The sequence below is a fragment of the Paenibacillus sp. J31P316 genome (assembly GCF_056269105.1).
Genome location: NZ_JBWDNI010000002.1, coordinates 527,384 through 553,255, shown reverse-complemented (window position 1 = coordinate 553,255; position 25,872 = coordinate 527,384). Strand labels below are relative to the sequence as shown.

Genomic DNA, 25,872 nt, shown 5'->3' with positions numbered 1-25,872 from the left:
AGACTATGAACGAACCAATCGTAAGTCTTCGCAACGTAACGAAGCGAATCGGACGCAAGACGATCATCGACAACGTCTCGTTCGATGTGCCGAAAGGCGAAATTTTCGGATTCCTCGGACCTAACGGAGCCGGCAAAACGACGACGATCCGGATGATGGTCGGCCTGATGTCGATCACCGAAGGAACGATTACCATTCAGGGGAAGAACGTGGCCCGCGAATTCGAGCAGGCGATCCGCCACGTCGGCGGTATCGTGGAAAACCCCGAGATGTACAAGTTCCTGAGCGGCTATCACAATCTCGTCCACTATGCGCGCATGGTGCCGGGAGTGACCAAGGAACGCATCCGCGAGGTGGTGGAGCTCGTGAAGCTGGAGGACCGGATTCACGACAAGGTGAAGAAGTATTCGCTCGGCATGCGCCAGCGTCTCGGCGTCGCCCAAGCCTTGCTGCACCGGCCGTCGCTGCTCATCCTGGACGAACCGACGAACGGCCTCGATCCGGCGGGCATACGCGAGCTTCGTGACTACCTGCGCTATCTGACGAGGGAAGAAGGCATCACCGTCATCGTCTCGAGCCATTTGCTCTCGGAGATGGAGCTGATGTGCGACCGAGTCGCGATCATGATGCGGGGCAAGATCGTCGACGTGAAGCGGATCGGCGAACTGATCGGCACGAACGAAGATGCGCAGACATATCTCATCGAAGCATCGCCTAGCGAGCCGGCCATCGCCGCAGTTCGCGAGATTGCCGGAGCAAGCGCGGTGAAGCCGGTCCATAACGGCTTCGAAGTGACGGCGGAGCGAGACCGGATACCGGATATTTTGGCCCATCTCATGCGCATGGAGGTCCGCATCTACGGCGTAACCCCGATCCGTCAGTCGCTGGAAGACCGGTTCTTGGAAATTACGGGAGGTGAGCAAGTTGGTTAATTTGATTCTGAACGAAAACATGAAGCTGTACCGCCGCTGGCGCACTTGGATCATGGTGGTGCTAATGGTCGGCGCGGTGCTGATCGGAAGTATCGTCGACTGGCATTACGATAACAAGGATGCCGGGGCAAATGATTGGCGGAGCCAGATCACGCAAGAGAAGCAGCACTGGAACGAAATGATTGCCGATCCGAAGACGGACGAAGGGGCGAGAAGCTACGCCAAAGAGCAGCTTGCGATCGGCGAGTACAGATTGGCGCATGACATTCGGCCGGAATCGGACACGATGTGGTCCGGCATCAATGGCTCTGCGCAGCTAATCATGCTCATCACCTTGTTCACCGTCATCGTGGCAGGCGACAGCCTTGCCGGGGAATTCTCGACCGGCACGATCAAGCTGCTGCTGATCCGTCCGGCGAGCAGGCTGAAGATACTGGTCTCCAAGTATATTTCAATGATCCTCTTCGGACTTCTGCTGCTCGTCATCCTCTTCATCGTCTCGGTGCTTACGAACGGTTTGCTTTACCAGTTCAAGCTGCTCGATCTGCCGAGGGTGTTTCTCGATTCCGCCGGCAACACGGTAGAGGGCAGCATGCTTGGCAACCTGTGGAAAACGTATTTGTTGAACGGCGTATCGACGATTATCTTCGTGACGCTGGCGTTCATGATCTCGTCGGCGTTCCGCAGCAGCGCCATGGCAATCGGGATCTCGATCTTCGCGCTGTTCGCGGGCGCGATCATCATGGAACTGACGGAAGCGTATGCATGGAGCAAATATTTGCTGTTCTCGAACCTGGATCTGTCGCAGTACCTGGAGGGCAGTCCTTATCAGGAAGGCATGACGCTGACGTTCTCGATCCTCGTGCTAACCGGCTATTTTATCCTGTTCAATCTCGTATCCTGGTTCTTCTTCACGCGTAGAGACGTCGCGGCATAAGAAAGATTTTCGATGAATGGACTGCCTGTTAGGAAGAAACGGGCAATTTATTTAGAAAGAAACGATCAATTCGATTTCCGCATTAGGAATTTCAATGTTAATGCCATTAAACGTTTGGGGCCGCCTCTCGATCTTCACCGGGAAGCGGCTTTTTTCTTGATTACACGTCTACCGGCCGTTTGATCGCGAAGGGATAAATAAGGATGAGGTTAAGGATAATTATAGAAATTAATAGTTGCAATAACATCCTATATAGAATAAGATGAAATTAGTTGCAATAGCATTCTATCTATGGAGGGCTTACACTGAGCGAACATTGGAACCGCACTGACAACGCCGCAACGGAGTCGCACGGTCAAGTCATCTCCGCCATCTACCGCCACATGCAGGTCTTGATCGCGTCCGAGCTGGCGCCGTATCGAATCGGAAGCGGTCAGTATATTTTTCTGATGGCGATTGCGTCCGGGCAGCCTGTTACGCAGAAAGCGCTTAGCGAGAAGCTGCTCATCGATAAGACGACGACCGCCAAGGCGATCATGAAGCTGGAGACCGAGGGCTACGTAAGGAGGGAAGCCAATCCGTCCGACAATCGCTACCAATGGCTCTATTTAACCGATTCCGGGAACGAGGTCGTGCCGAAGGTGCAGGAAGCGCTGAACCGGATCAAGCACCAAACCCGGAAAGGGATTACCGACGAAGAGTACGCCTCCTTGGTCGGTCTGCTGAAGATCGTGCTTCGCAATCTAACCGAGCAGGAGGAGATGTAGATGAGCTGGAGCGGAGGAACGATTTTAACGAACGAACTATTGAATTGGCCAGGCGTTACGACGCTGCCTCACCGGTTCGGAGGCGTTGAATTTCAAATCAACGGCTATGAGATCGGACATCTGCACGATAACCATTTGTTCGACCTGCTTGTTCCCAAATCCGAACGCGGCCGATGGATCGAGGAAGCCAAAGCGAAGCTGCATCATATCTATCCCGATTCGAACTGGGTATCCGTCTATCTGAATACCGAGCAGGATGTTGCAGGCGCGATTGAAATCGCGGCTTCCAATTATGAACGACTCAAGCTAAGAAGGGAGAAGTGAAAGGATGATTGCCGTTCCATTTATCGTCGTGGAGAACTGCAAGGACGAAATCTATTATTATCAGCGCGTGTTAGGCGGCGAAGTGACGATTCTCCGAAAGCTGGGGGAGGAAGTGCTTAACGCGGATCTGCATGTCGAGGGGGCCACGCTTAAGTTTGCCGACACCCAAGCAGCCAAGCCGGAGCTCAAAGGGGATTACGTGAGAGTGTTCCTCAAAATCGAGACGGAGGACGCGTATCGAAGAATCTATGACGAGTTTGCCGCGGAGGGGATCGTAAATACGGCTGTGTACGAGGCTCCGTTCAATGGTTTGCTCGCCATTGTTACCGATCGGAACGGCGTTTGTTGGGTGTTGTCTTATTACCGGGGTTAATGAGCTTTCTCCAATCAACGTCCTTCCACTGGAAGGGCGTTTTCGTTATGCAGCATGCAGCGATTCGCACGATTCGAGCAAACAAATGGAAAAACGCAGCAATGTCCGCATGCCGAGGAACCTTTTATACTGAAAGCAAGGGTGGAGCTCCCGTACAAATAGAGAGGCGGGCTGTTTGTCATGCTCGGAAGGAGGGGAACCGAATCAGCGGCGGCAGGAAACCGAAAGGCGAGAATATGCAGCACATACGATGAAAGGGAGTGCTTTAATGTCGATTACGATGAATGGCGGCCTTGGCAAAAAAACAGCTTTTATCCTGCTCGCGCTAATCATGCTTCTGGCGGTCATGGTCATACCGAAGCGAGCGTTCGCAGCGGATTACACGACGCAGAACTGGCAGACGGTCGAAATCTCGCTCACCAGCTCCAAGACGTACGCCGATCCGTTCGCTAACGTCGACGTCACCGCCACCTTCACCGGTCCAGGCGGCACGGTCATTACGCGACCTGCCTTCTGGAACGGCGGCAGCGTGTGGAAAGTCCGCTTCGCGCCGACGAAAACCGGCGCATGGTCGATGACGACGTCGGCCAACGATCCGACCGACACGGGCTTGAACGGCATTACGAAAACCATTCAAGTAAACGCTTACGCGGGGAGCCTCGATATCTATAAGAAAGGCTTCCTTAAAGTGAGCAGCAACGGCCGCTACTTGACGTACAACGACGGTACGCCGTTCTTCTACCTCGGCGACACGCACTGGATTCTCCCGCATGAGCGGTTCTCGAGCTCGAACGCGACCGGCGTCGCCTCGCAGTTCAAGTACGTCGTGGATAAGCGCGTCAGCCAAGGCTTCACGGTCTATCAATCGGAACCAATCTGGCAGCCGCACGGCGGGGGCACGCACACGGGTTCAGACGAAGAAGCGGTAGCCAATCTGAGCGACGGCTTCACGAGCGCCGATTTGGCCGGCTTCGACAACCTCGACCGCAAGTTCAAATACATCGCGGATCAAGGCCTCGTGCATGCCAACGCGCAGGTATCCTGGGCGCAGGATCCGGCGAACTATTCCGTCTACACCGATGCCTACATGGCTCGCGTAGCGAAATATTGGGTCGCGCGCTTCGGCTCGTATCCGCTCATCTACACGATCGCGCAGGAGATCGACCGGAACATGTACGGCGCGTATAATGCGACGACGATGAGCAAATGGTATGCCGTCGGCCAGAGCATCAGCGACAACGATGCCTACAGCCAGCCGATCATGCCGCATATGGAAAACACGAGCACGGCGGTCGCCTCCAACTCGACTTGGGCGAGCAAGTCCTACCATGACGGCTGGGCGGTACAGTGGCAGGGCGATCTGACAGGCATGAGCACGGCGAAGGATTTCTACAATTTCAGCACGGCGAAGCCTTCGGTACTGTATGAGAGCGCCTATGACGGCTTCTGGACGGATTCCACCGGCGCGCTCGGCGCTGCCTACAAGGCGTTCCAATACGGCATTTACGGTTACGGCTACGGCGCATCCGGCGTTTGGAACGACGTCTATTCCAAGACCGGCGATCCCGACGATTTCGGTACGGGATACGAGCTGCCATCCCGATACACGTGGTGGTACGACGGAGCGAATTATGCGACCGGGAATCAGCTGACCTACTTCAAAAGCTTCTACACTTCGCTTGAATGGTGGAAGCTCGTGCCGCGGTTCGACGATGCCGCATGGGGCTCGTTCAGCGACACCTCCAGATCGCTGCTGTCCTCGGACGGCAACAGCACGTACGTGACGTTCTTCTTCAACGGCTCGACGAGCACGGGCACGATCAAGGGCATGGACAACGGCTATTACTATGATGCGAAATGGTTCAACCCGCGGACTGGCGCCTACACGTCGATCAGCACGACCGCGAAGTCGACCTCCGGCCAGTGGAACGTTCCGACGAAGCCGGATTCGAGCGACTGGGTGCTGCTGCTGAAGAAGACATCCACGCCGGTGCCGGCGTCGACGAATCTGGCACTTGGCAAAACGTACGCCAGCTCTTCCAATTGGGATAGCACGCAAACGGCGGACAAAGCATTCGACGGCTTGCTTTCGACGAACTGGCAGGCATGCAACACATGTTGGAGCGGTCAGACGCTGGAGGTGAACTTCGGCGCGAACACGACGTTCAACCGCGTCGTCCTGTCGGAGTACGACAATCGCACGACGGGCTACCGCATCGAATATTGGAACGGCTCGACGTGGCAGACGGCGTACACGGGCACGAGCATCGGTTCGTCGAAGACGATCACGTTCCCTGCGGTGACGGGCAGCAAGGCTCGGATTTACTTCACGTCCGGTACCGCGAACGCGCCGATCATCTATGAATTCGAGGTTTATAACGATGTCGTGAACCTGGCGCTAGGCAAGACGTATGCCAGCTCCTCGACGTGGGATGGCTCGCAGACCGCGGACAAAGCGTTCGACGGTTCGCTCTCGACAAATTGGCAGGCATGCAGCGGCTGCTGGAACGGCCAGACGCTGGAAGTGAACTTCGGGGCGAACACCACGTTCAACAAGGTCGTCCTCACGGAATACGACAGCCGCACGACGGGCTATCGGATCGAATATTGGAACGGCTCGACGTGGCAGACGGCCTACACGGGCACGAGCATCGGCGCTTCTTTCGTGCCGAAGACGATCACGTTCACGGCGGTGACGGCCAGCAAGGTACGCATTTATTACACCTCCGGCACGAGCTTCGCGCCGATTATTTACGAGTTCGAAGTATACAATCAGTAACAGGCTCCATGCAGGCTGACAGTAAGTCCGGAAACCTCTCCAGGTGACCGGACTTTTTTTGTGCGGATCGATCGTGACAATCGTAGTTACTCTCCTAAAATATGCTAAAATGAGGTAGATTCGAGAGGCATCGACGCTAATAGATAAGCAGGGGAATGGTGACGATGATAATAAACGAAGACATGGATGCTTCGCGAGGCTTAGAGACATCGTTAAGCGTAATCGATGAGCGCGAGGATCAATATATCGCTGGACGCGGCGAACCGCTTGACCTGTTTCGACGATTTCTATCCGGTACGCCGAGTGACAGGAAGACGATCTGGAATATTTACGGGACGGCAGGCGTCGGGAAAAGCTTCCTGATCGACTCGTTTCGCCGGCAAGCGAAGCGCGCAGGCGCGCTTCTGCTGTACGTGGACAGCCGGGATTTCAATCATACCGGAGAGCAGCTGTGCCGCCAGCTTCTTATGCAGCTGCCTTCTTCGAGGGAGAAGGCGCGTTACCCGAGCGCGCTTGCTGCTTGTCTGGCGAAGCTGAACCAGCTGGCTGCAGAAACGAAGGTGGTGCTTGCCTTCGACACTTATGAGGAAATGGGCGAGCTCGACGGCTGGTTCCGGGATCAATTTATCAAATGGCTGCCGGACAGCATGCTGGTCGTAATTGCAGGACGCTATAAGCTGACGGGGCCATGGATCATATCTCCGGCTTTGCGGGCACGCCTTTTCTTCATCCCGCTCGGTAATTTGACCAAGGCAGACAGCGAAGGGTATTTGAATCAATGCGGCATGACGGATGCCAAGCAAATCGAGCGCATCTGGCTCAAAACGGGCGGTCATCCGCTCGCGCTCGCGCTGGCTGCGGACGTTGCTCCGGACGTCGATTGGATGAACGCGATGGATGATACCGGCTGGTTCGATCATCTGGCCAAGGCCTGGCTGCGCGAGGTGCCGGACATTCACCTTCGGAAAGTGGTCGAGGCCGCGGCGGTCCTGCTGCGCATGAATCATGAAGTGCTGCAGGTGATTCTCGATCAGGATATCGATGACGAAACCTTCAGCCGGCTGATCGCGCTATCCTTCGTCCGCAAGACGGAGCGCGGCTGGATGCTGCATGATCTCATGCGGCTTGCCATGCGCAGGCAGCTGGAGGAACGCATGCCGGCTTATTTCGAACGGCTGCGGGGCAGAGCCGCGCACTATTATGCGGCCCGGATCCGCCATTCCGCTCCTTATCGAAGCACCGAAATCGAATTAGGAGAGCTCTTTTACTTCTCCGGCAATCCGATGATCCGCGCCTTGATGCAAACCTACGCCAGAGGCCAATACGTATGGGACCCGCTCTCAATGGCGAATGTGAACGAAGGCGAGGCCTACCTGCAGCAGCGGCTGGAGGCGATAACCCCGCTGAGGTTCAACGGGATGGACCCCGAGTCCGAAGAAACCTTCGACGAGTATGTAGACAAAGAAGAGATGACGTTAACGATCAAGGATTTGAATTTGCGCACGTGGGTCGAGCTCGATCAGCGGGCGGCCATGCTGCTTCGTTCGACGGACGGAAGAGCAATCGGTCTCGCCGTCATCGTACCGATCCATAAGGCGACGCTGCCGGCTCTGGACGAGGATCCGTTCGCAAGCCCGTATTTGTCGTCGCTGTCGCCTGCCGAACGCAAGCTGCTGGAAGCGGAGCCGTCCCATCCGGCGGGCTGGTTTATACGGACGATCGATTACGCGGATTGGCAAAATCCCGATATGGCCGCGGAAACGACGTATTTCATGTTCTCCTATATGTGCGCGGGAGGCGTTTTCGTCACTTCGCCGCCGCCGATGGTTTTCTTCCGCGACGCGCATCTGAGCCTAGGCTTCCAATTGGTGCCGGGAGTCGTCCATCTCCATTACGACGGACGCACGCCGACGCCGACGTTTATCATTGATACGCGGGGCGACAAGCGGGAGGAATTTATTCGCTTCTTATTGCGACGCGGCGGATTCCCGGATGAATTGGCCCCAACGAACGCGCATGAGCAGCAATTATCCAAGCGGGAGCGAGAGGTGGTCGCGCTGGTTCTCGAAGGGTTGACCAATGCGGAAATTTCCAAGGCGCTCTTCGTCAGCGAGATTACCGTCAAGAAGCATGTCAGCTCCATCTACAGCAAGCTGTCGGTTAAGGGACGAAGCCAGTTGATCAAGCTGCTTGCGGGCGGCACTCATAAATAGCCTAAAACAAGCCTAGAGCAAGTCTAAAGCAAGTCTAAAGCAAGACTAAAGCAAGACTAAAGCAAGCCCACGCCTACACGGTGCGGGTTTGTTTTGCGTTTATCCGGGAGCGATGAAACTATACGTTCGTATAATATCGGATTGAAATCCTTCATGGTAAATTGAGGCATGTGAGGCGGTACTCCGAGCTTGCGCGTCAAAAAAATCCAAAGGATCAGGAGTGGCAGAGCAATGGAATGGCTCGTATGGATTCATGTGGTGTCGGCGATCGTCGGCATCGGTCCGACGTATGTCGGTCATATTTTACTCCGCAAGAAACAAGAGAGGGAGCAGCTGCTGCAATCGTTGGCCTTGTTCAAGCTGCTCGACGTTTTCCCGAAAATCGGCGGTTCGATCGCGGTTGTATCCGGCATAGCGCTCGTTGCCGACTCGGGCTGGAAATTCACCGACATGTGGATTCTCGTATCGCTCGTGCTGTACGTCCTCATTCAGCTGGTCGTGCTCGGCATGCTGCGTCCCATTCTGGGGCAATTGATCGAAGCGCTGAACGCCGGCGAAGAACAGGTCGGCGAGTCGACGCTCCAGATGAAACGTTCCGCGCTGCTTGCCAAAGCCAACGGGCTTTACAACACCGCATCCATTCTTGGAATCGTACTCATCAGCTTAATGATCATCAAACCCATGTAAAACCTGACCGAAATGCAAGAGGACACACCCAACCAATGAGGAGGAAATAGACATGCAAGTAACAGGAAAAGTAGCTTTTATCTCGGGTGGGGCTCGGGGAATCGGTGCCGCTGCGGCGCAGCGTCTGGCTCAGCAAGGCGCCAAGGTAGCCGTGAATTATATTCGGGACGAAGATGCCGCCCAGGCGCTCGTGAATCGTATTCGTCTAGCTGGCGGAGAAGCCGAGCTGGCAAGAGCGGATGTACGGGATCCCGAGCAGGTGAAGCAGGCTGCGGCCCATATTCAGGATACGCTGGGCGGCATCGATATCTTGGTGAACAACGCGCATATGTCGTTCGTCATGAAACCGCTGCATGAGATGACGTGGGAGGAATTCGCCCAGAAGCTGAACGATGAGATGAAGACCGCTTTTACGCTGACCCAAGCAGTCTTGCCCGGCATGATAGCTAGGAATTACGGCAGGATTATCTATGTATCCAGCAATGCAGCGGAGGTGGCGATGCCTTATATGGCGGCACACGGCGCAGCCAAAGCATCGCTCAATGCTTTTGCCAAATACGTTGCCTTGGAGAATGCCCCCTATGGCATAACGGCGAACGTAGTTTCTCCCGGACTGGTCCAAACGGATGCCTCGAGCATGACGCCGGATGTAATCAAGCAGCAGGTTGCCGCCATGACGCCGCTGCAGCGGGTGGCGATGCCGGACGACGTGTCGGGCGCGATTGCGTTCCTGGCCAGCGAGGAGAGCAGGTTCTTAACGGGCACCTGCACGAATGTAAGCGGCGGTTTATATATGGGATAGAACGATTTTCTCGCCTGCGAATACAGTATTGGAACAGCTCGGAAAGGGGAACAGCTCATGGCAACCATTACGGTAGCGGCAGTCGGCGACCTGCTGATGCGAGGGGTAATCATCGAGTCGGCAAGGCGTACGAACCGCACCCATACGAAGGAAAGCTACGCTTTTCGGCCGATATTCGCGAAGGTCAGCTCCCATCTCGGAAAGCCGGACGTGACGATTGGCAACCTGGAGACGACCTTTTCCGGAAAGCGCTGGTTCGAGCAAGGCGCAGGGAAGCCTTATCGATACGAACGGGTAAGCCGCTTCGGCAACCCGATGTTCAATTGCCCGGATGAGCTCGCCCGGACCTTGAAGCGGCTCGGATTCGATGTGCTGACAACGGCGAACAATCACTGCATGGACGGAGGCTCGGCCGGCTTGAAGCGAACACTGCGCGTGCTCGACCGACACGGTCTGCGCCATACGGGCACTGCCCGTTCGCCGAAGGAATCAAGGCGGCAGCTCATCGTTCAAGCGAAGGGAATCAAGCTCGGCATTCTCGCCTACACCTACGGAACGAATAAGTTTACGGTACCGGAGCCATGGCTCGTGAATCGAATCCGCAACGAGCAAATGCTGGCGGATCTCAAGCGGTTAAAGCAACGGACGGATGCCGTTCTCGTCTGCATGCACTTCGGAACGGAATATAAACGCACGCCGAATGACAGGCAGCGAAGCCTAGTCCGGCTGCTTCTCAAGCATGGTGCCAATGCCGTGCTTGGCGCGCATCCTCATGTTCTCCAACCTGTCACGACGAGCGCCATGAGGGACGTCGATGGCAAGGTTCGCACGCGGGTCGCCGCTTATTCGCTGGGCAACTTCATCTCGGACCGGTTGTACGGAAACGTACACACGCTGAGCGGGATGATTTTGACGCTGACGATTCGGAAGGATCGCAGCGGGAAGACCGATATCACGCAGGTCCGGAAACTGCGAACGACCTCCAAGCAGAGCAGCGCGAACGGGCGGGCCGTTTTCCGGATCGTTCCCCATACAACTTCCAAGGCTAAGTGACGACTTCCATGTTGAAATACTTTATGCGGAAATAATTTATGCCGAAATGACTTCCATGCTGAGAACGGATGCAAGAGGCTGCCGAATATGATTTCGGCGGCCTTTTTAGCATGTTGTACCGTTTTCGCCCTATTTCGGACGAGCCTGCAGATTAAATCTCGAAGTCTTTCATGGTAAACTAATGAGAGATAACAAGCGAATTGGCGAAGGGGAGTAACGATGAAAACATCAGCCTTGAAGTACTTTCGATGGATCAGTTATTTGGAGGGAACGTCGTTCTTGTTTCTGCTGTGCATTGCCATGCCGCTCAAATACATCGGCGATCGTCCGGAGGCCGTATCCGTCACGGGCGGCATCCACGGGTTATTGTTCTCGCTCTATCTGATCGGGATCGTCATCATGGCCATTCTGTTCCGGTGGAAAGCGCTGCGTATCGTCGGCGCCGTCATCGCTGCTTTTCTGCCGCTGGGACCTTTCGTATTCGAGCGAAGATTGAAGGCAAACGCTTAATAGGCGTACGAAATGCGTACGAAAGGCGTGCGAAAGGCGTGCGAAAGGTGTTCGGAACATCAAAGAAGAAGCAGCTGCCCGTGCAGCTGCTTCTTCTTGTTCCATGTATCGTGCGTTTGTTAACGCGCTTGGTAGTCTTGCATGATGACTTGCAGCACGTGCCTGCCCCAATTCGCGGCTTCCGAGCCCGGCTCATTCCAAGCGTACGTGATCAGCGCTTTCCATAATGCCCAGCCGCGTGCCCGATTGACGGTATCCTCATCGACGTTCATGCGGCTAAGGAAGATGCGGCGGCTGACGTCGTCAAAGAAGTTCCACGCCATCACTAGATCGCTGGAAGGGTCGCCGACGCCCATCGTTCCGAAATCGATGACGCCGCTCAGCCTTCCGTCCTTGACGAGCAGATTGCCTACCGCAACATCGCCATGCAGCCATAGCGGAGCCGACTGGAAGGTCGTCGCAAGCGAAAGCTCCCAGATCTCCGTTAACAGCTTCGGATCGTATTCGCTGGAAAGCTTCTCGATGACGGACCTTGTATCGTCATCGTAGACGGCCAGGTTTCCGCCGCGATGGAAGTTTTGAATGCCCGCCGGAACGCCGCGGCTGGCGTCAATCGCTTGCAGCTCTTTCAGAAACGCCGCGAGATCTTCGGCAAATTCGCCCAAATCGCGGATGTTCGCATGCGTGACGGTGTCGCCGTCAATCCATCGGTTGACCGCCCAGGGAAGCGGATATTCATCCGTCGGCTCGCCTTTCGCGACGGGTGCCGGGATGGGCAAGGAAAGGCTGGGCTGGAAAACAGGAAGCCAAGTCAGTTCTTTCGCTACGGCCGACGCGTAGTGTTCATGACTTGGCAGACGGACGGTCATCTCATTGCCCAGCCGATAGGTGCGGTTATCATGTCCGCTCTTTTCTACCGGATGTATAGTCAGTTCCTTCCACTGCGGAAATTGACGGTCGATTAATCGGCGTACAAGTTCGGTCGTAATGGCAACTATTTTACTCACCGCTTTCTGAAAACTTCATTATCGTTCATACTAGTGTACCTCAATGGCTTCTAACAAGTCACATGTTGACTATAATCATTATTTCCTGATGTACGGCCGTCAGCGGATGATGCTATACTCGTTGTAAAGTTTATTCCGATTTATTAGATCGGATAAGTGGAGTTATGTTGACATCATTGCAGGCGGAAGAGGTGAGACGATGAATCTAGCGCAAATCGTGAAGTCGCATCTGAACGATTGGGAGAATGAGATGATTACGGTACGCCGCGATCTGCATCGCAACCCCGAGAGAATGTTCGAGGTCTCGCGAACGGCGGAGATTGTAGCGCAGCTATTGGAGAGTTGGGGATTGGAAGTCCGACGAGGGGCAGGAAGGCGATTCAAGGCAGGGGTAGTCGGCATACTCAGAGGAGGGCAGCGCGGCCGTACGATCATGCTGCGCGCGGATATGGACGCCTTGCCGATTCAGGAACAGACGGAAGCGCCGTACCGTTCAGTGAGAGACGGCTTCATGCATGCTTGCGGTCACGATGCGCATACAGCCATGCTGCTTGGCGCTGCCTATGCGCTTAGCCGGGAGAGCGAGCGTCTGCGAGGCACGGTGCATTTCGTGTTTCAGCCGGCCGAGGAAGGCGCCGTTCCGTGTCCGGTTGACGGCAGTCTCGTAAGCGGAAGCAGGGATCTGATCGACGACGGCGTATTGGACGCGGTCGAAATGGGCTTCGGTCTACATGTCTGGCCGGATCTCCCGACGGGTACGATCGGCTTGAAGGAAGGGTACGTGATGGCGGCTTCCTCGCATTTCACCTATGAGTTTACGGGCTTGTCCGGTCATCACGCGACTCCGCATCTGGCGGCGGACGCCTTGATGATGACAGCCCAATTCGCGGTCGAATCGAAGACGGCCGTTGCCTCCCAGTGGAACCCGCTCGTACCGGCCGTACTGTCATTCGGCACGATGCAGGCGGGTAACGCACTGAATGCGATCGCGGGGCAGGGCAAGATCAGCGGCAGCTTCCGGACGTTCGGCCATGATGCCGTTCAGCGACTGAAGAGCTTGCTGGAGCAGCGCGCCGAATTCACGGCCAGTTCGTTCGGCGGCACGTATCGATCCAGCTATCGCTTGGGAACGGCGCTGCGGGCGGACGGGGATGTCGTGAGATTGGCCGCCCAAGCAGCGGCAGCAAACGAAGCGGAGGTGCATTGGCTGGAGTCGCCGAGTCTCGCGGGCGAGGACTTCGCTCTGTACGCGGAACGCATTCCCTGCTGCTTCGCGTTCCTTGGCATTCGCAATGAAGAGCGGGGTATCGTGCATCCGCTGCATCACCCGCGCTTCGACATAGATGAACGGTCACTCAAGATCGGCGCGCAGCTCCATATCGCGTTTGCGCTGGAAGCCCTTGGTGGCGGGAATGAAGCTGATCCCTCTTAAACGCCGCTAGATTGGGGTGGTTGACAGTGGCCGGCAGGAATAGCTGAGCCTCGCATCGAAGAGTTCCGAGTGCAATATTCATGATCAATTAAAAGCGGGGAAACGTATGAATATCGTCCTTATCGGCATGTCCGGAGCTGGTAAAAGCACCTTAGGCGTGCTGCTTGCAAAAGCTTTAGGCATGGTTTTCGTCGATACCGATCTGGTTATTCAACATCACGAAGGCCGATTGCTGCAAGAAATCATCGATCAAGACGGGATCGACAAGTTCATGGAGATCGAGGAGAACGTCGTCTCTGAATTGAAGCTTGACCATTGCATTATCGCTACAGGCGGTAGCGTGATCTATTCGGAGGAAGCGATGAATGCCCTAAAGCAGCGCGGACGTGTCATTTATTTGCATGTCCCGTATGCAGAAATCGCGAGGCGGCTTACGAATATCTCGACCAGAGGCATCGTGATGAAGAACGGGAACAGCCTTCAGGACGTTTACGACGAAAGAGTGCCGCTGTACCTGACGTATAGCGATCAGACGATTGATTGCGCGGAGAAGGACATTCAACAATGCGTGCATGAAATCATGGCGGATTTGCAAGCGAAAGAGTGAAGGGCAACTTGACGCAAAATAAAAACCATTGTCCAGCAGACAATGGTTTTTTGCCGTATAACTTCTGTTCATTCGCCTCCGTGCGGGTCAATGCGCGAATCGAACCTCTGACGTTCACTAATAAACATCCCGGGCATATCGCTTGGCGAGCGACAGCTCCTTTACATAATCCGCGGCAGCGGCCGGACTCATCCCGCCATGCTCGGCAACGATTTGCTTGAGGGCGGCATCGACATCTTTGGCCATGCAGGCGGCATCGCCGCACACATAGACATGCGCGCCTTCCGTCAGCCATTGCCATAACGCTGCGCCGTTTTGCATCATGCGGTGCTGGACGTAGATTTTCTCCGTTTGATCGCGGGAGAAGGCGGTATCCAGCCGGTGGAGGAACCCTTCCATCCGCAGCAGCTCCAGCTCCTCTCGGTAGTAGAAGTCGCTGGCGGCACGCTGTTCGCCGAAGAACAACCAGTTTCTCCCTCTGGCGAGCATAGCCTTCCGCTCATGGAGGAAGCCTCGAAACGGACCGATGCCGGTGCCGGAACCGATCATAATGACCGCCGCATCCGGATTGTCGGGTAGGCGGAAGTGGGCATTCTTTTGGACGAATACAGGCACTTCTCCTTGAAGCTGCGCCCGATCCGCGAGGAAAGCCGAACAGACGCCGATCCGGGCATTATCCCCGCAGCTGTAACGAACGGTCGAGACGGTTATATGAACTTCGTTCGGGCTTGCCTTGGGGCTGGAGGAAATGGAGTAAAGCCTCGGCTGGAGCGGCTTTAGGACCGAGGTCCATTCCGCTGCGCTCGCGATGATCGGGAATTCTCGCAGCACGTCCGCAGGCTGACGACCCCAGAGCCATTTCTTCGCCTTGTCGTTATCCTTGTTCTGTATCGTCCAGGCGAGCTCCTTGCTCCCGGAACGCGCTTGAATGAAGCGGAGAATCTCCGGCGTTAGGCGCGAAATCTCGTAATGATAGAGCAGGGCCTCGGCCAGCGGGACTTCGCCCCGGCCCTTGACCGGCACGGGACTTATAGGATCAAGCCCAAGCGATGTCAGCATCTCTTCCACGAGATCCGGACAGTTCGTCGGCCATACCCCTAAGGCATCGCCGGTCTCGTACCGTAAGCCTGATCCGCTTAGATCAAATACGTACTGACGCGTTTCTTTCTCGGAGCCGGCTTGGTTCAGCAGCCGGTTGACGGCCACCTTTGCTTGCAAGGGATGGTGACGGTCGATGATCGTCGGCGTCGTTATTTCCGCAGCGGCAGCGACTTCCGCCATGGATTGGGCTTGCATAGCGGCTTCGGGAGCAGCTTGAAGCGCGGTCAATCGCTGCTCGAGCTGCTCCATCCAATGGGTTACTATCTCTTCGTAATCCGTATCGCAATCCGTCCGCTCGATCAGCGAACGGCCGCCAAGCTCCTTCAGACGGCCGTCTAACTGACGTCCGAAGCCGCAGAACGAATCGTAACTGGAATCCCCGAACGCGAGTACCGCATAACGCATGTTCGGAAGCTGCTGCATGGCTTCCCCTTGGAGCGCATGCCAGAACGCCGCGCCGTTGTCCGGCGGATCTCCGGCCCCGAAGGTGCTTGCGACCAGCACGAGCAGCTTCTCATGGGGCAAGTCCCCGACAGGATAAGCATTCATGTTCATGATCCGAGCTTCCAGTCCGGCTTCCTTCAGTTTCTTGGCGCATGCTTCCGCCGCATTCTCGGCATTGCCCGTTTGCGAGGCCCAAAGGATCGTAACGACAGGAGGCTTATCAGCATTTTGCGGACGATCCGACCCCTCGACATTTACAGAAGCATCGGCTATCGGTGAATCAATCGCTGGATTTTCATCCGTCAGATAAGTCCGAGAGAAGAGGCCGGCAAGCACGCCATCGAGCCAATAGCGCTTAATCGGTTCGAATGGCGCCGTAGGGGGCAGGACAGGAATGCCATGGAGGGAGCGGGCACTGCTTTCATGCAAACTGGTAATAAAGCCGGACAAGTAGACCTTCTCGTGTCTTTCCAAAGAATGGCTCTCCAAGGTGTCGATGCCGAGCATTTTCGTTAACGTTTCCAGTTGAACCATCGCATGTTCCTCCTTCATGGCCGTGCTGAACGTGCCTGTATGCTCGATGTGTGGCCGTCCCCGATCATGGCATGATCTCTCTTCCGTAGAAGCATCCGCACGAACAAGCGATACCGCGCAAAACTTGAACTCGGGCTGCATCGAGATCGGATCGATCGCATCGTTCGTCACCGCATTGATCGCAAGGTTATTCCCGTACCGATCGTTCCAATGGAAGGGAGCGAAGCAATTGCCCGGGCGCACCCGATCGGTTACGACGGCGGAGAGCACGGCAAGACCGCGGCGGGAACGGATCTCGACGGAATCGTTCTCGCGTATGCCGAGCGCGGATGCATCCTCGGGGTGAAGCTCGACGAACGGCCCGGCGTTCAGTTTGTTCAAGGTCGCGATTTTGCCGGTTTTGGTCAAGGTATGCCATTGATGCTGGACTCTGCCGGTATTCAATACGATAGGAAATTCATGGTCCGGCATCTCGGCTGGCGGCAAATACGGACGGGCTAGGAAGATCCCTCTTCCGCTCTCGGTAGGGAAGAGGATGCGGGGGCGGTGCCCGTCATCCGTTTCTTTCAGCGTTTGGCTCACGCCGTCGTTCAAGTACCGGATCGGACTTCGATCGTCCTCGCGATCCGGCGCGAACGGCCATTGCAAGGGCTTCTTCCGCAAACGCTCGTACGTCGCGCCCCGGATATCGTAACCGGTCTTCGGATTCCAAGCCTGCTGAATTTCGGCGTAGACCTCAGCGGCGCTATCGTAGGAAAAAGCGTCTGCATAACCCATCTCGCACGCTACCCGCGCGATGAGTTCCCAATCTGGCAAAGCTTCGCCCGGAGGATCGACGGCCTTCTGCATCAAGGTGAGGTTGCGTTCGGAATTGATCATGACGCCTTCGCCTTCGGACCATAAGGCGCCAGGGAGCATAATATCCGCATAGTGATTCGTCTCGGTCTCATAGAAAGCATCCTGCGTGATAACAAGCTCGGCGGCTTGAAGGCCGGCGATGACTTGATTCCGATTCGCTACGGTAGCAGCCGGATTGGTGCAGATGATCCAGCAGGCTTTGATCGTCTTCTCCTGCATGCTGCGGAACATCGAGATGGTGCCGTCGCCGGTCTCCTTGCGCAGCGTACCGTGCGGAATGCGCCATAGCTCTTCGATGAATCGGCGATCTGCATCGACAAGCACGGACCGCTGACCTGGCAGGCCGGGTCCCATATAGCCCATTTCACGCCCGCCCATCGCATTCGGCTGGCCGGTCAACGAGAACGGGCCGCTGCCCGGACGGCATATTTTCCCCGTTGCCAGATGCAAATTGCATATCGCGTTCGTGTGCCAAGTACCGTGCGTGCTTTGGTTGAGTCCCATCGTCCAACAGGTCATCCACTCCGGCGCCTCGCCGATCCATTGCGCGGCCTGACGGATATCCGCCTCGGGAATGCCGGTGATAGCGGCTACTCGATCCGGCGGATAGTCTTCCAGAAAGCTAGGCATGACGTCCCAACCGGAGGTGAATTCCTCGATAAATGCCGGATCCGTATGGCCGTTCTTGACGAGCAGATGGAGCAATCCGTTGAGCAGCGCCAGGTCGGTACCAGGCTTGATCTGCATGAACAGGTTGGCCTTATCCGCCGTGGCGCTTCGTCTCGGATCGACTACGATCAGCTTCGCTCCCGCCTTGACGCGGTCCATGAGGCGCAGGAAGAGGATAGGATGGCAATCTGCCATGTTCGCGCCGATGACGAAGAACACATCCGTCCGGTCCATATCCTGATAAGAGCCAGGAGGGCCGTCCGCGCCGAGAGACAGCTTATATCCGCTGCCGGCGCTCGCCATGCACAGGCGGGAATTGGATTCGATGTTGTTCGTGCCGACAAAGCCTTTCGCCAGTTTATTGACGAGATATTGCGCTTCGAGCGACATTTGACCGGATACGTAGAAGGACAAGGCGTCCGGACCATGCACATCAAGAATCGCGCGCAGTCGACGGGCGGTCTCGCTGATTGCCGTCCGCGTATTCGTCTTAATCGGCTCGGCATCGCGCAGCGGGCGGATATAGGCGTATTCCATGCGGCCGGACTCGGCAATCGCTTGCGCGCTGGTGCTGCCTTTCGTGCACAGCCTGCCGAAATTAGCCGGATGCTCCTTATCGCCCGTTACTTTAATGACGCGGTTGTCTTGGACTTCCATCACGATGCCGCAGCCCACCCCGCAGTAGGGGCATACGCTTTTCACTTTTTGTGTCTTCATTGAAATCACCAACGTTTATGTGACTGGCAGGTCTAACGAACTCGTTCCATAGCCGTCGAATTTTGCGTGCGATGTAACTAAATCTAACTCGTTACGCTCAATATAGATCGCTTTACGATATAAGTCAATAGTTGTGTTATATTACCTAACATGTAAACCCTTTCATCACTAAATGCCCCTCATATTCGTCTGAAATACCCCTGAAATACGACTGAAATAAGTCTGAAATTGGCCTGAGTTAAGCCGGAGTACGCCTGAATTACGTTTAACTTACGCAATCTTCATCTTCAATTAGGCTTACTACACCTCGTCTGCTATAACTAAAGTTGCGAGTAGGGGAAATCACTCTCGAAGTTGGTTGCTTATAGCTAGGCAAGAATGGCAATTGTATCTGCAATTAGCCATAGATGCCATCTATAGCCCCTCTGAAATCTATGCATTACTTGTATAGACTGCCTTTGTATTATAGTGAAATCAGCAAAATAATCCGAAAGCTAATCACTAGCTGTTCGAGAAGGAGTCGAGCACAACGACAATATCTTGCGCGAAGAGACGATACGACAATCAAAGTGCCGTCTTATGTGATGTCTATGGAAGAAATAAACAGACCGAGTCATTCTGACCGGGATTCACCAGAGAAGAGGAGAGTTATCAAATGGCGATATCATTCGATTATTCCAACGCATTATCGTTTATCGGTCAACATGAAGTGGATTATTTTAGCGAATTCGTGAGCGTGGCGCATCGCATGCTGCACGAGAAGAAAGGGCCCGGTTCGGATTATATGGGCTGGGTGAACCTGCCGCTAACGTACGATCGCGAAGAATTCGCACGCATCAAGTCTGCGGCAGCCCGCATTCGCGGCAATTCAAGCGCGCTTGTCGTCATCGGCATCGGCGGATCGTATCTCGGTGCCAGAAGCGCGATCGAGGCTTTGTCGCATACGTTCCATAATCAGATCGAAGGAAACACGGAAGTGTATTTTGCCGGCCAGAACATCAGCTCGACCTACATGACGCATTTGCTGGAGCTGTTGGATGGCAAGGATGTGTCCCTCAACGTCATCTCCAAGTCCGGCACGACGACGGAGCCGGCGATCGCCTTCCGCATTCTGCGCGATTACATGGAGAAACGATACGGCGTCGAAGAGGCGCGCAAACGCATATTCGCGACGACCGATGCCTCCAAGGGCGCGCTTAAGAAGCTGGCCGACGAAGAAGGCTATGAAACGTTCGTCATTCCGGACGACGTCGGCGGGCGTTATTCCGTTCTGACCGCCGTAGGCTTGCTGCCGATCGCCGTTGCCGGCATCGACATCGACCGGATGATGGAAGGGGCAGCCGCAGCCGCGCGCAAATACAGCGATCCTGACTTGGCTACCAACGAAAGCTATCAATACGCGGCCGTCCGCAATGCGTTGTATCGCAAAGGCAAAACGATCGAGCTGCTTGCGAATTTCGAACCCTCCCTGCATTTCGTGTCGGAGTGGTGGAAGCAGCTGTTCGGCGAGAGCGAAGGCAAGGATCAGAAGGGACTTTATCCGGCTTCCGTCGATTTCTCGACCGATCTCCATTCCATGGGGCAATATGTCCAAGAAGGGCGTCGCGATTTGCTCGAGACCGTGCTGAGCGTGAAGAAGCCCCGGATCGAGCTTGCGATCGAGGAAGCGGACAGCAACCTGGACGGGCTGAATTTCCTCGCCGGCATGACGTTGCATGAAGTGAACGCGAAAGCGGCCCAAGGTACGCGGCTTGCGCATGTCGACGGCGGCGTGCCGAACCTGATTATCGAGCTGGACGAATTGAACGCCTATACGTACGGCGAGATGGTCTATTTCTTCGAGAAAGCGTGCGGTATCAGCGGCTTGCTGCTAGGCGTCAATCCGTTCGACCAGCCGGGCGTCGAAGCCTACAAGGTGAATATGTTCGCTTTGCTCGGCAAGCCGGGCTTCGAAGCGCGGAAGGAAGAGCTGGAGCGTCGCCTGTCCAATAAACAAGAGAACTAACGAGGAGGAACTACAATGGCAAACCAACAAATCGGCGTCGTCGGCTTGGCCGTCATGGGCAAGAATCTGGCGCTCAATATCGAAAGCAAAGGCTTCTCGGTCGCGCTCTATAACCGGTCGCCCGAGAAAACCAATGAGCTTCTGGCGGAGGCGGCAGGCAAAAACTTCGTCGGTACGTACAGCGTGGAGGAGTTCGTGCAGTCCCTGGAGATGCCGCGCAAAATCCTGATCATGGTCAAAGCCGGGCAGCCGACGGACGATACGATCAATCAGCTCGTGCCGTTCTTAAGCCCTGGCGACATTCTTATCGATGGCGGGAACGCGTTCTTCCCGGATACGCAGCGCAGAAACAAAGCGCTGTCGGAAGCAGGCTTCCGCTTCATCGGCGCAGGCGTCTCCGGCGGCGAAGAAGGCGCATTGAACGGACCGGCGATCATGCCGGGCGGACAGCGCAGCGCTTACGAGCTGGTCGAACCGATCCTGACGGCCATCTCTGCCAAAGTGAACGGCGAGCCTTGCTCGACGTATATCGGGGAGGACGGCGCGGGACATTACGTCAAAATGGTGCATAACGGCATTGAATACGGCGACATGCAGCTGATCGGCGAAGCTTATCATTTGCTGAAGGACGTCCTAAACCTCTCGCCGGCGGAGCTGCATGACATCTTCACGGAATGGAACAAAGGCGAGTTGGACAGCTATCTGATCGAGATTACGGCCGATATCTTCGGCAAAACGGATCCCGAAACAGGCAAACCGATGGTCGATGTCATTCTCGACTCCGCAGGCCAGAAGGGCACGGGCAAATGGACAAGCCAAAACGCGCTCGACCTCGGCGTTCCGTTGTCCATCATTACGGAATCCGTATTCGCCCGCTTCATCTCCGCGATGAAGGAAGAACGCGTCACGGCCAGCAAGCTGCTCGGCGGCCCTGCTTACGAACCATTCGCCGGCGATCGCGGCGCATTCATCGAAGCGGTGCGCAAGGCGCTGTACGCCAGCAAAATCGCTTCGTACGCCCAAGGCTTCGCGCAAATGCGCGCCGCATCCGAAGCGTACGGCTGGAACCTCGATTTCGGCAGCATCGCGATGATTTTCCGCGGCGGGTGCATTATCCGGGCACGTTTCCTGCAAAATATCAAGGACGCCTACGACCGCGATCCAGCACTCAAAAATCTGCTGCTCGACGACTATTTCAAAGACATCGTCGACAACTACCAAAGCGCATGGCGCGACGTGATCGCGACGGCCGTTCGGCGCGGCATACCGGCACCGGCGTTCGCTTCCGCGCTGGCGTATTACGACAGCTACCGTTCCGAGCGTCTGCCGGCGAATCTGCTGCAAGCGCAGCGCGATTACTTCGGCGCGCATACGTTCCAGCGGGTCGACCGCGAAGGCAGCTTCCATTTCCAATGGATGAGCGGCATCGAAGCTGCTTCGACAGCGAACTGAATTCGAAGGTAACAAGGAATTGCCCCTGGTTATGTCGAATTCCATTCCTATAAACGCATTGGAATGACGAGAATCCTTGGGGGGCAAATACGTTGAATCCGAAATTCACGCATCAACATTTCGAGGTTAGGAAACAAATCCTTTCGCTGATCGGCGCAAAAATCGATATTTTCGACAAGGATGGAGCGCCCGTTCTTTATTCGCAGATGAAAGCCTTCAAGCTGAAGGAAGACATCCGATTATATGCGGATGACACGATGCGGGAAGAATTGATCACCATTCAAGCGCGGAGCGTCATCGATTTCTCCGCCACCTATGACGTCGTCGATACGGCAACGGGGACGAGGATCGGTTGTTTGCGCCGCAAAGGGATGAAGTCGCTATTGAAGGACGAATGGACGATTCTGGATGCGAACGAGTCGGAGATCGGATTGGTGAAGGAAGACAATGCGCTCTTCGCGCTGCTGCGAAGATTCTTGTCCAATTTGATTCCGCAGCATTATATCGTAGAGGTGAACGGCAGTACGATCGCGGAATTCAAGCAAAATTTCAATCCGTTCGTCCAGAAGCTGAACCTCGATTTCTACGCGGAGCACGACGACGCATTGGATCGCCGTTTGGGCCTCGCCGCCGCTATTCTGTTGATCGCCGTCGAGGGCAATCAGGGATAGATGCCAGAACTGCATAAAGGTAAGGAGAAGCAACGCCGTCACGATTCGTGACGGCGTTGCTTCTTTTGGTCGTTTTGCTCATTACGCCATAGACTAGTCCCATTTTCCACGTAGTTTCATAGAATATGATAAAAGAATAGCGAGGTGAACCTAATGACAATCCAATTTCTTGATCAACGTATCTCGATCCATAACGACGGCTTTGGAGGCACGGAGCCGCTTGACGATTTGCCGATCTTGATCGGCGACATCGGCCTTCAGGTCGTTGCCGCGAATCCGGCGAATACGTCCAACGTCCGCGTTCTGCTGACGGGAACGGCTAGCATCGCCCTCAGCGGATCGCCGGAAGAACCCGGACCGACCGTCGTTTCGCTTACCGTGGAACGCGGCGGCGACGGCACGGCGGGAACAGGCGTGATGATCTTGAATCAGCAGTTCGAAATCTCGGCGTTCAGCCCCTTCTTTCCGATCAGCGTATCCGCGGCCGATTTTCCGCCCGCAGCCGCTGTCTTGGCCGGGGAAATCCGCTACGTGCTCTTCATTGCATCGGACGGCGATGTCGCGCTGATCTTGTCCGGCCCGGTCGTATTCAACGGCGTGGCTGCCGCAGGTACAACGACATCTTAAAGTCCGGGGCGGTGCTTCACGCAATCAGGGACAGTGCTTGCGAACAAGCGCTGTCCTTTTCGGTGTTTCCGACTCGGGCTCCAGCCTAACCTGGATGTCCGGAGGACAAGATCAACGGCATGTGAAGCAAGTGGAATTTTTCTTCCAATAATTCGCAACTATTGCAACGCGTGTATCGTCTAACCAAGGGAGTCAAAAAAGACTGCCTCCCGACGCGCTTTCGCGTTGGGCCCAAAAGAGAGAGAGAAGAGGAGACGAAGCATGAAATTATCGAAATGGTTGTTGGTCTTATCGTTCTTATTGTTGCCGTTCGCATCCGCAGTATCCAATTCCGCCGCCGCGGAAGGTCTGGAGCCGGTCGCTCCGCCGCCCGCCACGGATACGCTCGTCTTGATGATGAAGAGCGCCCAGATGATTCATAACGGCGCGACTTATCAATCCGCACAGCCCGTAGCTGCCATCGACGGCAGAACCTATATCCCGTTCAGTTCCATCGCAGCCCGCTACGGCTATAAGATTTCCTACGATGCCCTGAAGAAGGAGTCGATCGCCAAGAGCGATCGGCACGAGCTCGTCTTCAAGATCGGCAGCGGCTTCGCTACCCGCGACGGCGTACAGACCAAGCTGGCCGGCGTGCCGTATATTTCGAAAGGCTATCTGATGGTGCCGCTTCGTTCCTGGGGCGAGATGGCGGACAGCACGATCGCGGTCGTCGGCAAACAGATTACGCTGAAATGGTCGACGGTGGTCATTCCGCCGAAGCCGACGGCAGATTTCGAAGTGCAGCCAACTGAAATCTATGCAGGGCAAACCATGGTTACATACACGGATCATGCGACGAATACGACCGCGCTGCCGTTCGTGGACGAACGTTGGGACGGCCGAATGGATATTTTCCCTGAACCCGGCACCTACGTCGTTACGAGAGAAGTACAGGACAGCAATGGCGTGTGGAGCGATCCGTTCTCCGTCACGGTGACGGTCAAAGCGCCGAACTTGCCGCCGGTCGCCGACTTTACGACGGATAAGACGCAGTACCGAATTGGCGAGAACATCACGTACACGGATCTCAGTACCGATGACGAGAACGCGATTGCGCGCAGTACGTTCACGGGCGCCGACAAAGCCTTCTTCGAACCGGGCGATCATCAAGTCACGCTCGAGGTCGAGGATACGCACGGCTTGAAGACTTCCGTGACGAAGACAGTTACGGTCACGAACGAAGTTCTCTATACGAAGGATGAATACGAGCGGTTATTCACGGCGACGGGCGATATTTACACCGTTGACGGAGCAGCCGTACTGAACTATCCTGCCTACAAGTACACGATCGTCAACGAGCCTGCCCAAATGGTTCGCAGCAACAGTCCGGAGACGCTCGTGCAGGAAGGTATCTCGTATCATGCTCAGTTGGCAGGCAAGGTTCGTTTCATGTTCCATAATGTCAATAATATCGGATACCCTGTATCCGTCCATCTGCTCGCAACGAATATGGGCAGCGGCACGGCGAACTATAACAAGAGCGCCTCGGGAATGGGCGGACCGACGGCATCGCCCGAGCTGGCCGGCAAGCTCTCCACGTCCCGTTATCTGACGTCGCTCGCAAGCAAGCCGGCGGAGGTATGGTCGACGATTCGTCCAGGCGAGACGAAGGAAATTCTTCCCGAGCTGGCCAAGGTGCCTATGAAGGCAGGCGAATCGCTAAGCTCCTATGTGGACGTATTCTCTGACCGCGAGCTGCTGTACACCGTCGTCGTGACCGCCGTGGGCAAAGACCCGGTCGCGGAGCTGCCGAACCTGACGGAAATGCCTAGGGACGGCAAGCATGTCAGAGGTACGTTCTACAACGCCGACCGTTCCATCGATATCGAAGACCAGATCGGCGCAACGCCGCAGCGCATCATGTTCGGCGATGTCGGGGGTGTCGATACGATTATCGACGGCATCGACGAGATGACGGGGCAGCTCGAGTACAATCGAGGCAATTACGGCGTACTCTATCGCATGCACCTATCGCACGTGGCACCAAACACGCTGATCTCGCTGAATGCGCGCGGCGGCTTGTACACAGGCGCGTTTCTCGTCAACGATCAGCTCGTCACGGTCGCGAATAACCAGGCGCTGAGGAGCAACGCGCAGTCGGCCGTCCTGTATCGCACCGGAGCTAGCGAAGAAGCGGTCGACATCGTCTTTACCATCGCTTCGGGAAGCAACCTGCCGATCGCAATGACGTTCACGCAGCTGCCGCAGCTGCGCCAATAAACGTAGCGCAGTCATCCGCATCCGCAAATTGTGATCGTATGAACCTGAGCTGCTAAAATAAAGAACCGGCGGCCGATTCGCATCGGCTGCCGGTTCTTTGACTGTTCAG

The 25,872-nt window shown here is 55.7% G+C and carries 20 protein-coding genes; 18 read left to right on the top strand and 2 right to left on the bottom strand.

Annotated elements, in window-relative coordinates; translation table 11 throughout:
• Window positions 1-5: 5 nt before the first annotated feature.
• The 11 genes from AC0YNU_RS07825 (at window position 6) to AC0YNU_RS07775 (ending at window position 11,377) form a co-directional block, all read left to right on the top strand.
• On the top strand, window positions 6-932 hold the full coding sequence (locus AC0YNU_RS07825; RefSeq protein ID WP_475754963.1) for an ABC transporter ATP-binding protein: 927 nt from the start codon (window positions 6-8) through the stop codon (window positions 930-932).
• On the top strand, window positions 925-1,869 hold the full coding sequence (locus AC0YNU_RS07820) for an ABC transporter permease (protein ID WP_475754961.1): 945 nt from the start codon (window positions 925-927) through the stop codon (window positions 1,867-1,869). Before AC0YNU_RS07825 ends, AC0YNU_RS07820 begins: the two co-directional genes overlap by 8 nt.
• 383 nt (window positions 1,870-2,252) lie before the next feature.
• Entirely contained in the window at window positions 2,253-2,636 is a 384-nt protein-coding gene (locus tag AC0YNU_RS07815; protein ID WP_475754959.1) for a MarR family winged helix-turn-helix transcriptional regulator, read from the top strand.
• Window positions 2,637-2,960, top strand: a complete 324-nt coding sequence (locus AC0YNU_RS07810) for a luciferase domain-containing protein (RefSeq protein WP_475754957.1) — start codon at window positions 2,637-2,639, stop codon at window positions 2,958-2,960.
• 4 nt (window positions 2,961-2,964) lie between these two features.
• A complete protein-coding gene (locus AC0YNU_RS07805; RefSeq protein ID WP_475754955.1) occupies window positions 2,965-3,333 on the top strand; it encodes a VOC family protein in 369 nt (122 codons plus the stop codon).
• 268 nt (window positions 3,334-3,601) lie between these two features.
• Window positions 3,602-6,112, top strand: a complete 2,511-nt coding sequence (locus AC0YNU_RS07800) for an apiosidase-like domain-containing protein (RefSeq protein ID WP_475754952.1) — start codon at window positions 3,602-3,604, stop codon at window positions 6,110-6,112.
• Between the two features lie 164 nt (window positions 6,113-6,276).
• The gene (locus AC0YNU_RS07795; protein ID WP_475754950.1) at window positions 6,277-8,325 is read left to right on the top strand and encodes a LuxR C-terminal-related transcriptional regulator; all 2,049 of its coding nucleotides are present in this window, start codon (window positions 6,277-6,279) and stop codon (window positions 8,323-8,325) included.
• 231 nt (window positions 8,326-8,556) lie between these two features.
• On the top strand, window positions 8,557-9,012 hold the full coding sequence (locus tag AC0YNU_RS07790; protein WP_475754948.1) for a DUF2269 family protein: 456 nt from the start codon (window positions 8,557-8,559) through the stop codon (window positions 9,010-9,012).
• Between the two features lie 52 nt (window positions 9,013-9,064).
• Window positions 9,065-9,814: an SDR family NAD(P)-dependent oxidoreductase gene (locus tag AC0YNU_RS07785; protein ID WP_475754946.1), complete on the top strand. Its 750-nt coding sequence runs from the start codon at window positions 9,065-9,067 to the stop codon at window positions 9,812-9,814.
• 57 nt (window positions 9,815-9,871) lie between these two features.
• Window positions 9,872-10,867, top strand: a complete 996-nt coding sequence (locus AC0YNU_RS07780; protein WP_475754944.1) for a CapA family protein — start codon at window positions 9,872-9,874, stop codon at window positions 10,865-10,867.
• Between the two features lie 219 nt (window positions 10,868-11,086).
• Window positions 11,087-11,377, top strand: coding sequence for a DUF3817 domain-containing protein (locus tag AC0YNU_RS07775; protein WP_475754942.1), 291 nt, complete (start codon window positions 11,087-11,089; stop codon window positions 11,375-11,377).
• Between the two features lie 119 nt (window positions 11,378-11,496).
• Here the strand turns inward: AC0YNU_RS07775 and AC0YNU_RS07770 are convergent, their stop codons facing one another.
• Window positions 11,497-12,375 (bottom strand): aminoglycoside phosphotransferase family protein, encoded by an 879-nt coding sequence (locus tag AC0YNU_RS07770; protein WP_475756216.1) that lies wholly within the window; start codon window positions 12,373-12,375, stop codon window positions 11,497-11,499.
• 208 nt (window positions 12,376-12,583) lie between these two features.
• Between AC0YNU_RS07770 and AC0YNU_RS07765 the strand changes: the two genes are divergently transcribed.
• Window positions 12,584-13,816: a M20 metallopeptidase family protein gene (locus AC0YNU_RS07765; RefSeq protein ID WP_475754940.1), complete on the top strand. Its 1,233-nt coding sequence runs from the start codon at window positions 12,584-12,586 to the stop codon at window positions 13,814-13,816.
• 106 nt (window positions 13,817-13,922) lie between these two features.
• Entirely contained in the window at window positions 13,923-14,423 is a 501-nt protein-coding gene (locus AC0YNU_RS07760; protein WP_475754938.1) for a shikimate kinase, read from the top strand.
• 117 nt (window positions 14,424-14,540) lie between these two features.
• Here the strand turns inward: AC0YNU_RS07760 and AC0YNU_RS07755 are convergent, their stop codons facing one another.
• Complete coding sequence (locus AC0YNU_RS07755) at window positions 14,541-18,746, bottom strand: sulfite reductase subunit alpha (RefSeq protein WP_475754936.1); 4,206 nt, start codon at window positions 18,744-18,746, stop codon at window positions 14,541-14,543.
• 655 nt (window positions 18,747-19,401) lie between these two features.
• Here AC0YNU_RS07755 and AC0YNU_RS07750 point away from each other — a divergent pair.
• From AC0YNU_RS07750 to AC0YNU_RS07730, 5 genes are all read left to right on the top strand, one after another.
• The gene (locus AC0YNU_RS07750; RefSeq protein ID WP_475754934.1) at window positions 19,402-20,751 is read left to right on the top strand and encodes a glucose-6-phosphate isomerase; all 1,350 of its coding nucleotides are present in this window, start codon (window positions 19,402-19,404) and stop codon (window positions 20,749-20,751) included.
• A 15-nt stretch (window positions 20,752-20,766) separates the two neighbouring features.
• Window positions 20,767-22,203 carry an NADP-dependent phosphogluconate dehydrogenase gene (gene gndA / locus AC0YNU_RS07745; RefSeq protein WP_475754932.1) on the top strand — a complete coding sequence of 479 codons (1,437 nt, stop codon included), beginning with the start codon at window positions 20,767-20,769 and terminating at the stop codon, window positions 22,201-22,203.
• A gap of 92 nt (window positions 22,204-22,295) precedes the next feature.
• Window positions 22,296-22,874, top strand: a complete 579-nt coding sequence (locus tag AC0YNU_RS07740) for an LURP-one-related family protein (RefSeq protein WP_475754929.1) — start codon at window positions 22,296-22,298, stop codon at window positions 22,872-22,874.
• Between the two features lie 153 nt (window positions 22,875-23,027).
• Window positions 23,028-23,501, top strand: coding sequence for a hypothetical protein (locus AC0YNU_RS07735; protein WP_475754927.1), 474 nt, complete (start codon window positions 23,028-23,030; stop codon window positions 23,499-23,501).
• Between the two features lie 261 nt (window positions 23,502-23,762).
• The gene (locus AC0YNU_RS07730; RefSeq protein WP_475754925.1) at window positions 23,763-25,763 is read left to right on the top strand and encodes a stalk domain-containing protein; all 2,001 of its coding nucleotides are present in this window, start codon (window positions 23,763-23,765) and stop codon (window positions 25,761-25,763) included.
• Window positions 25,764-25,872: the final 109 nt, after the last annotated feature.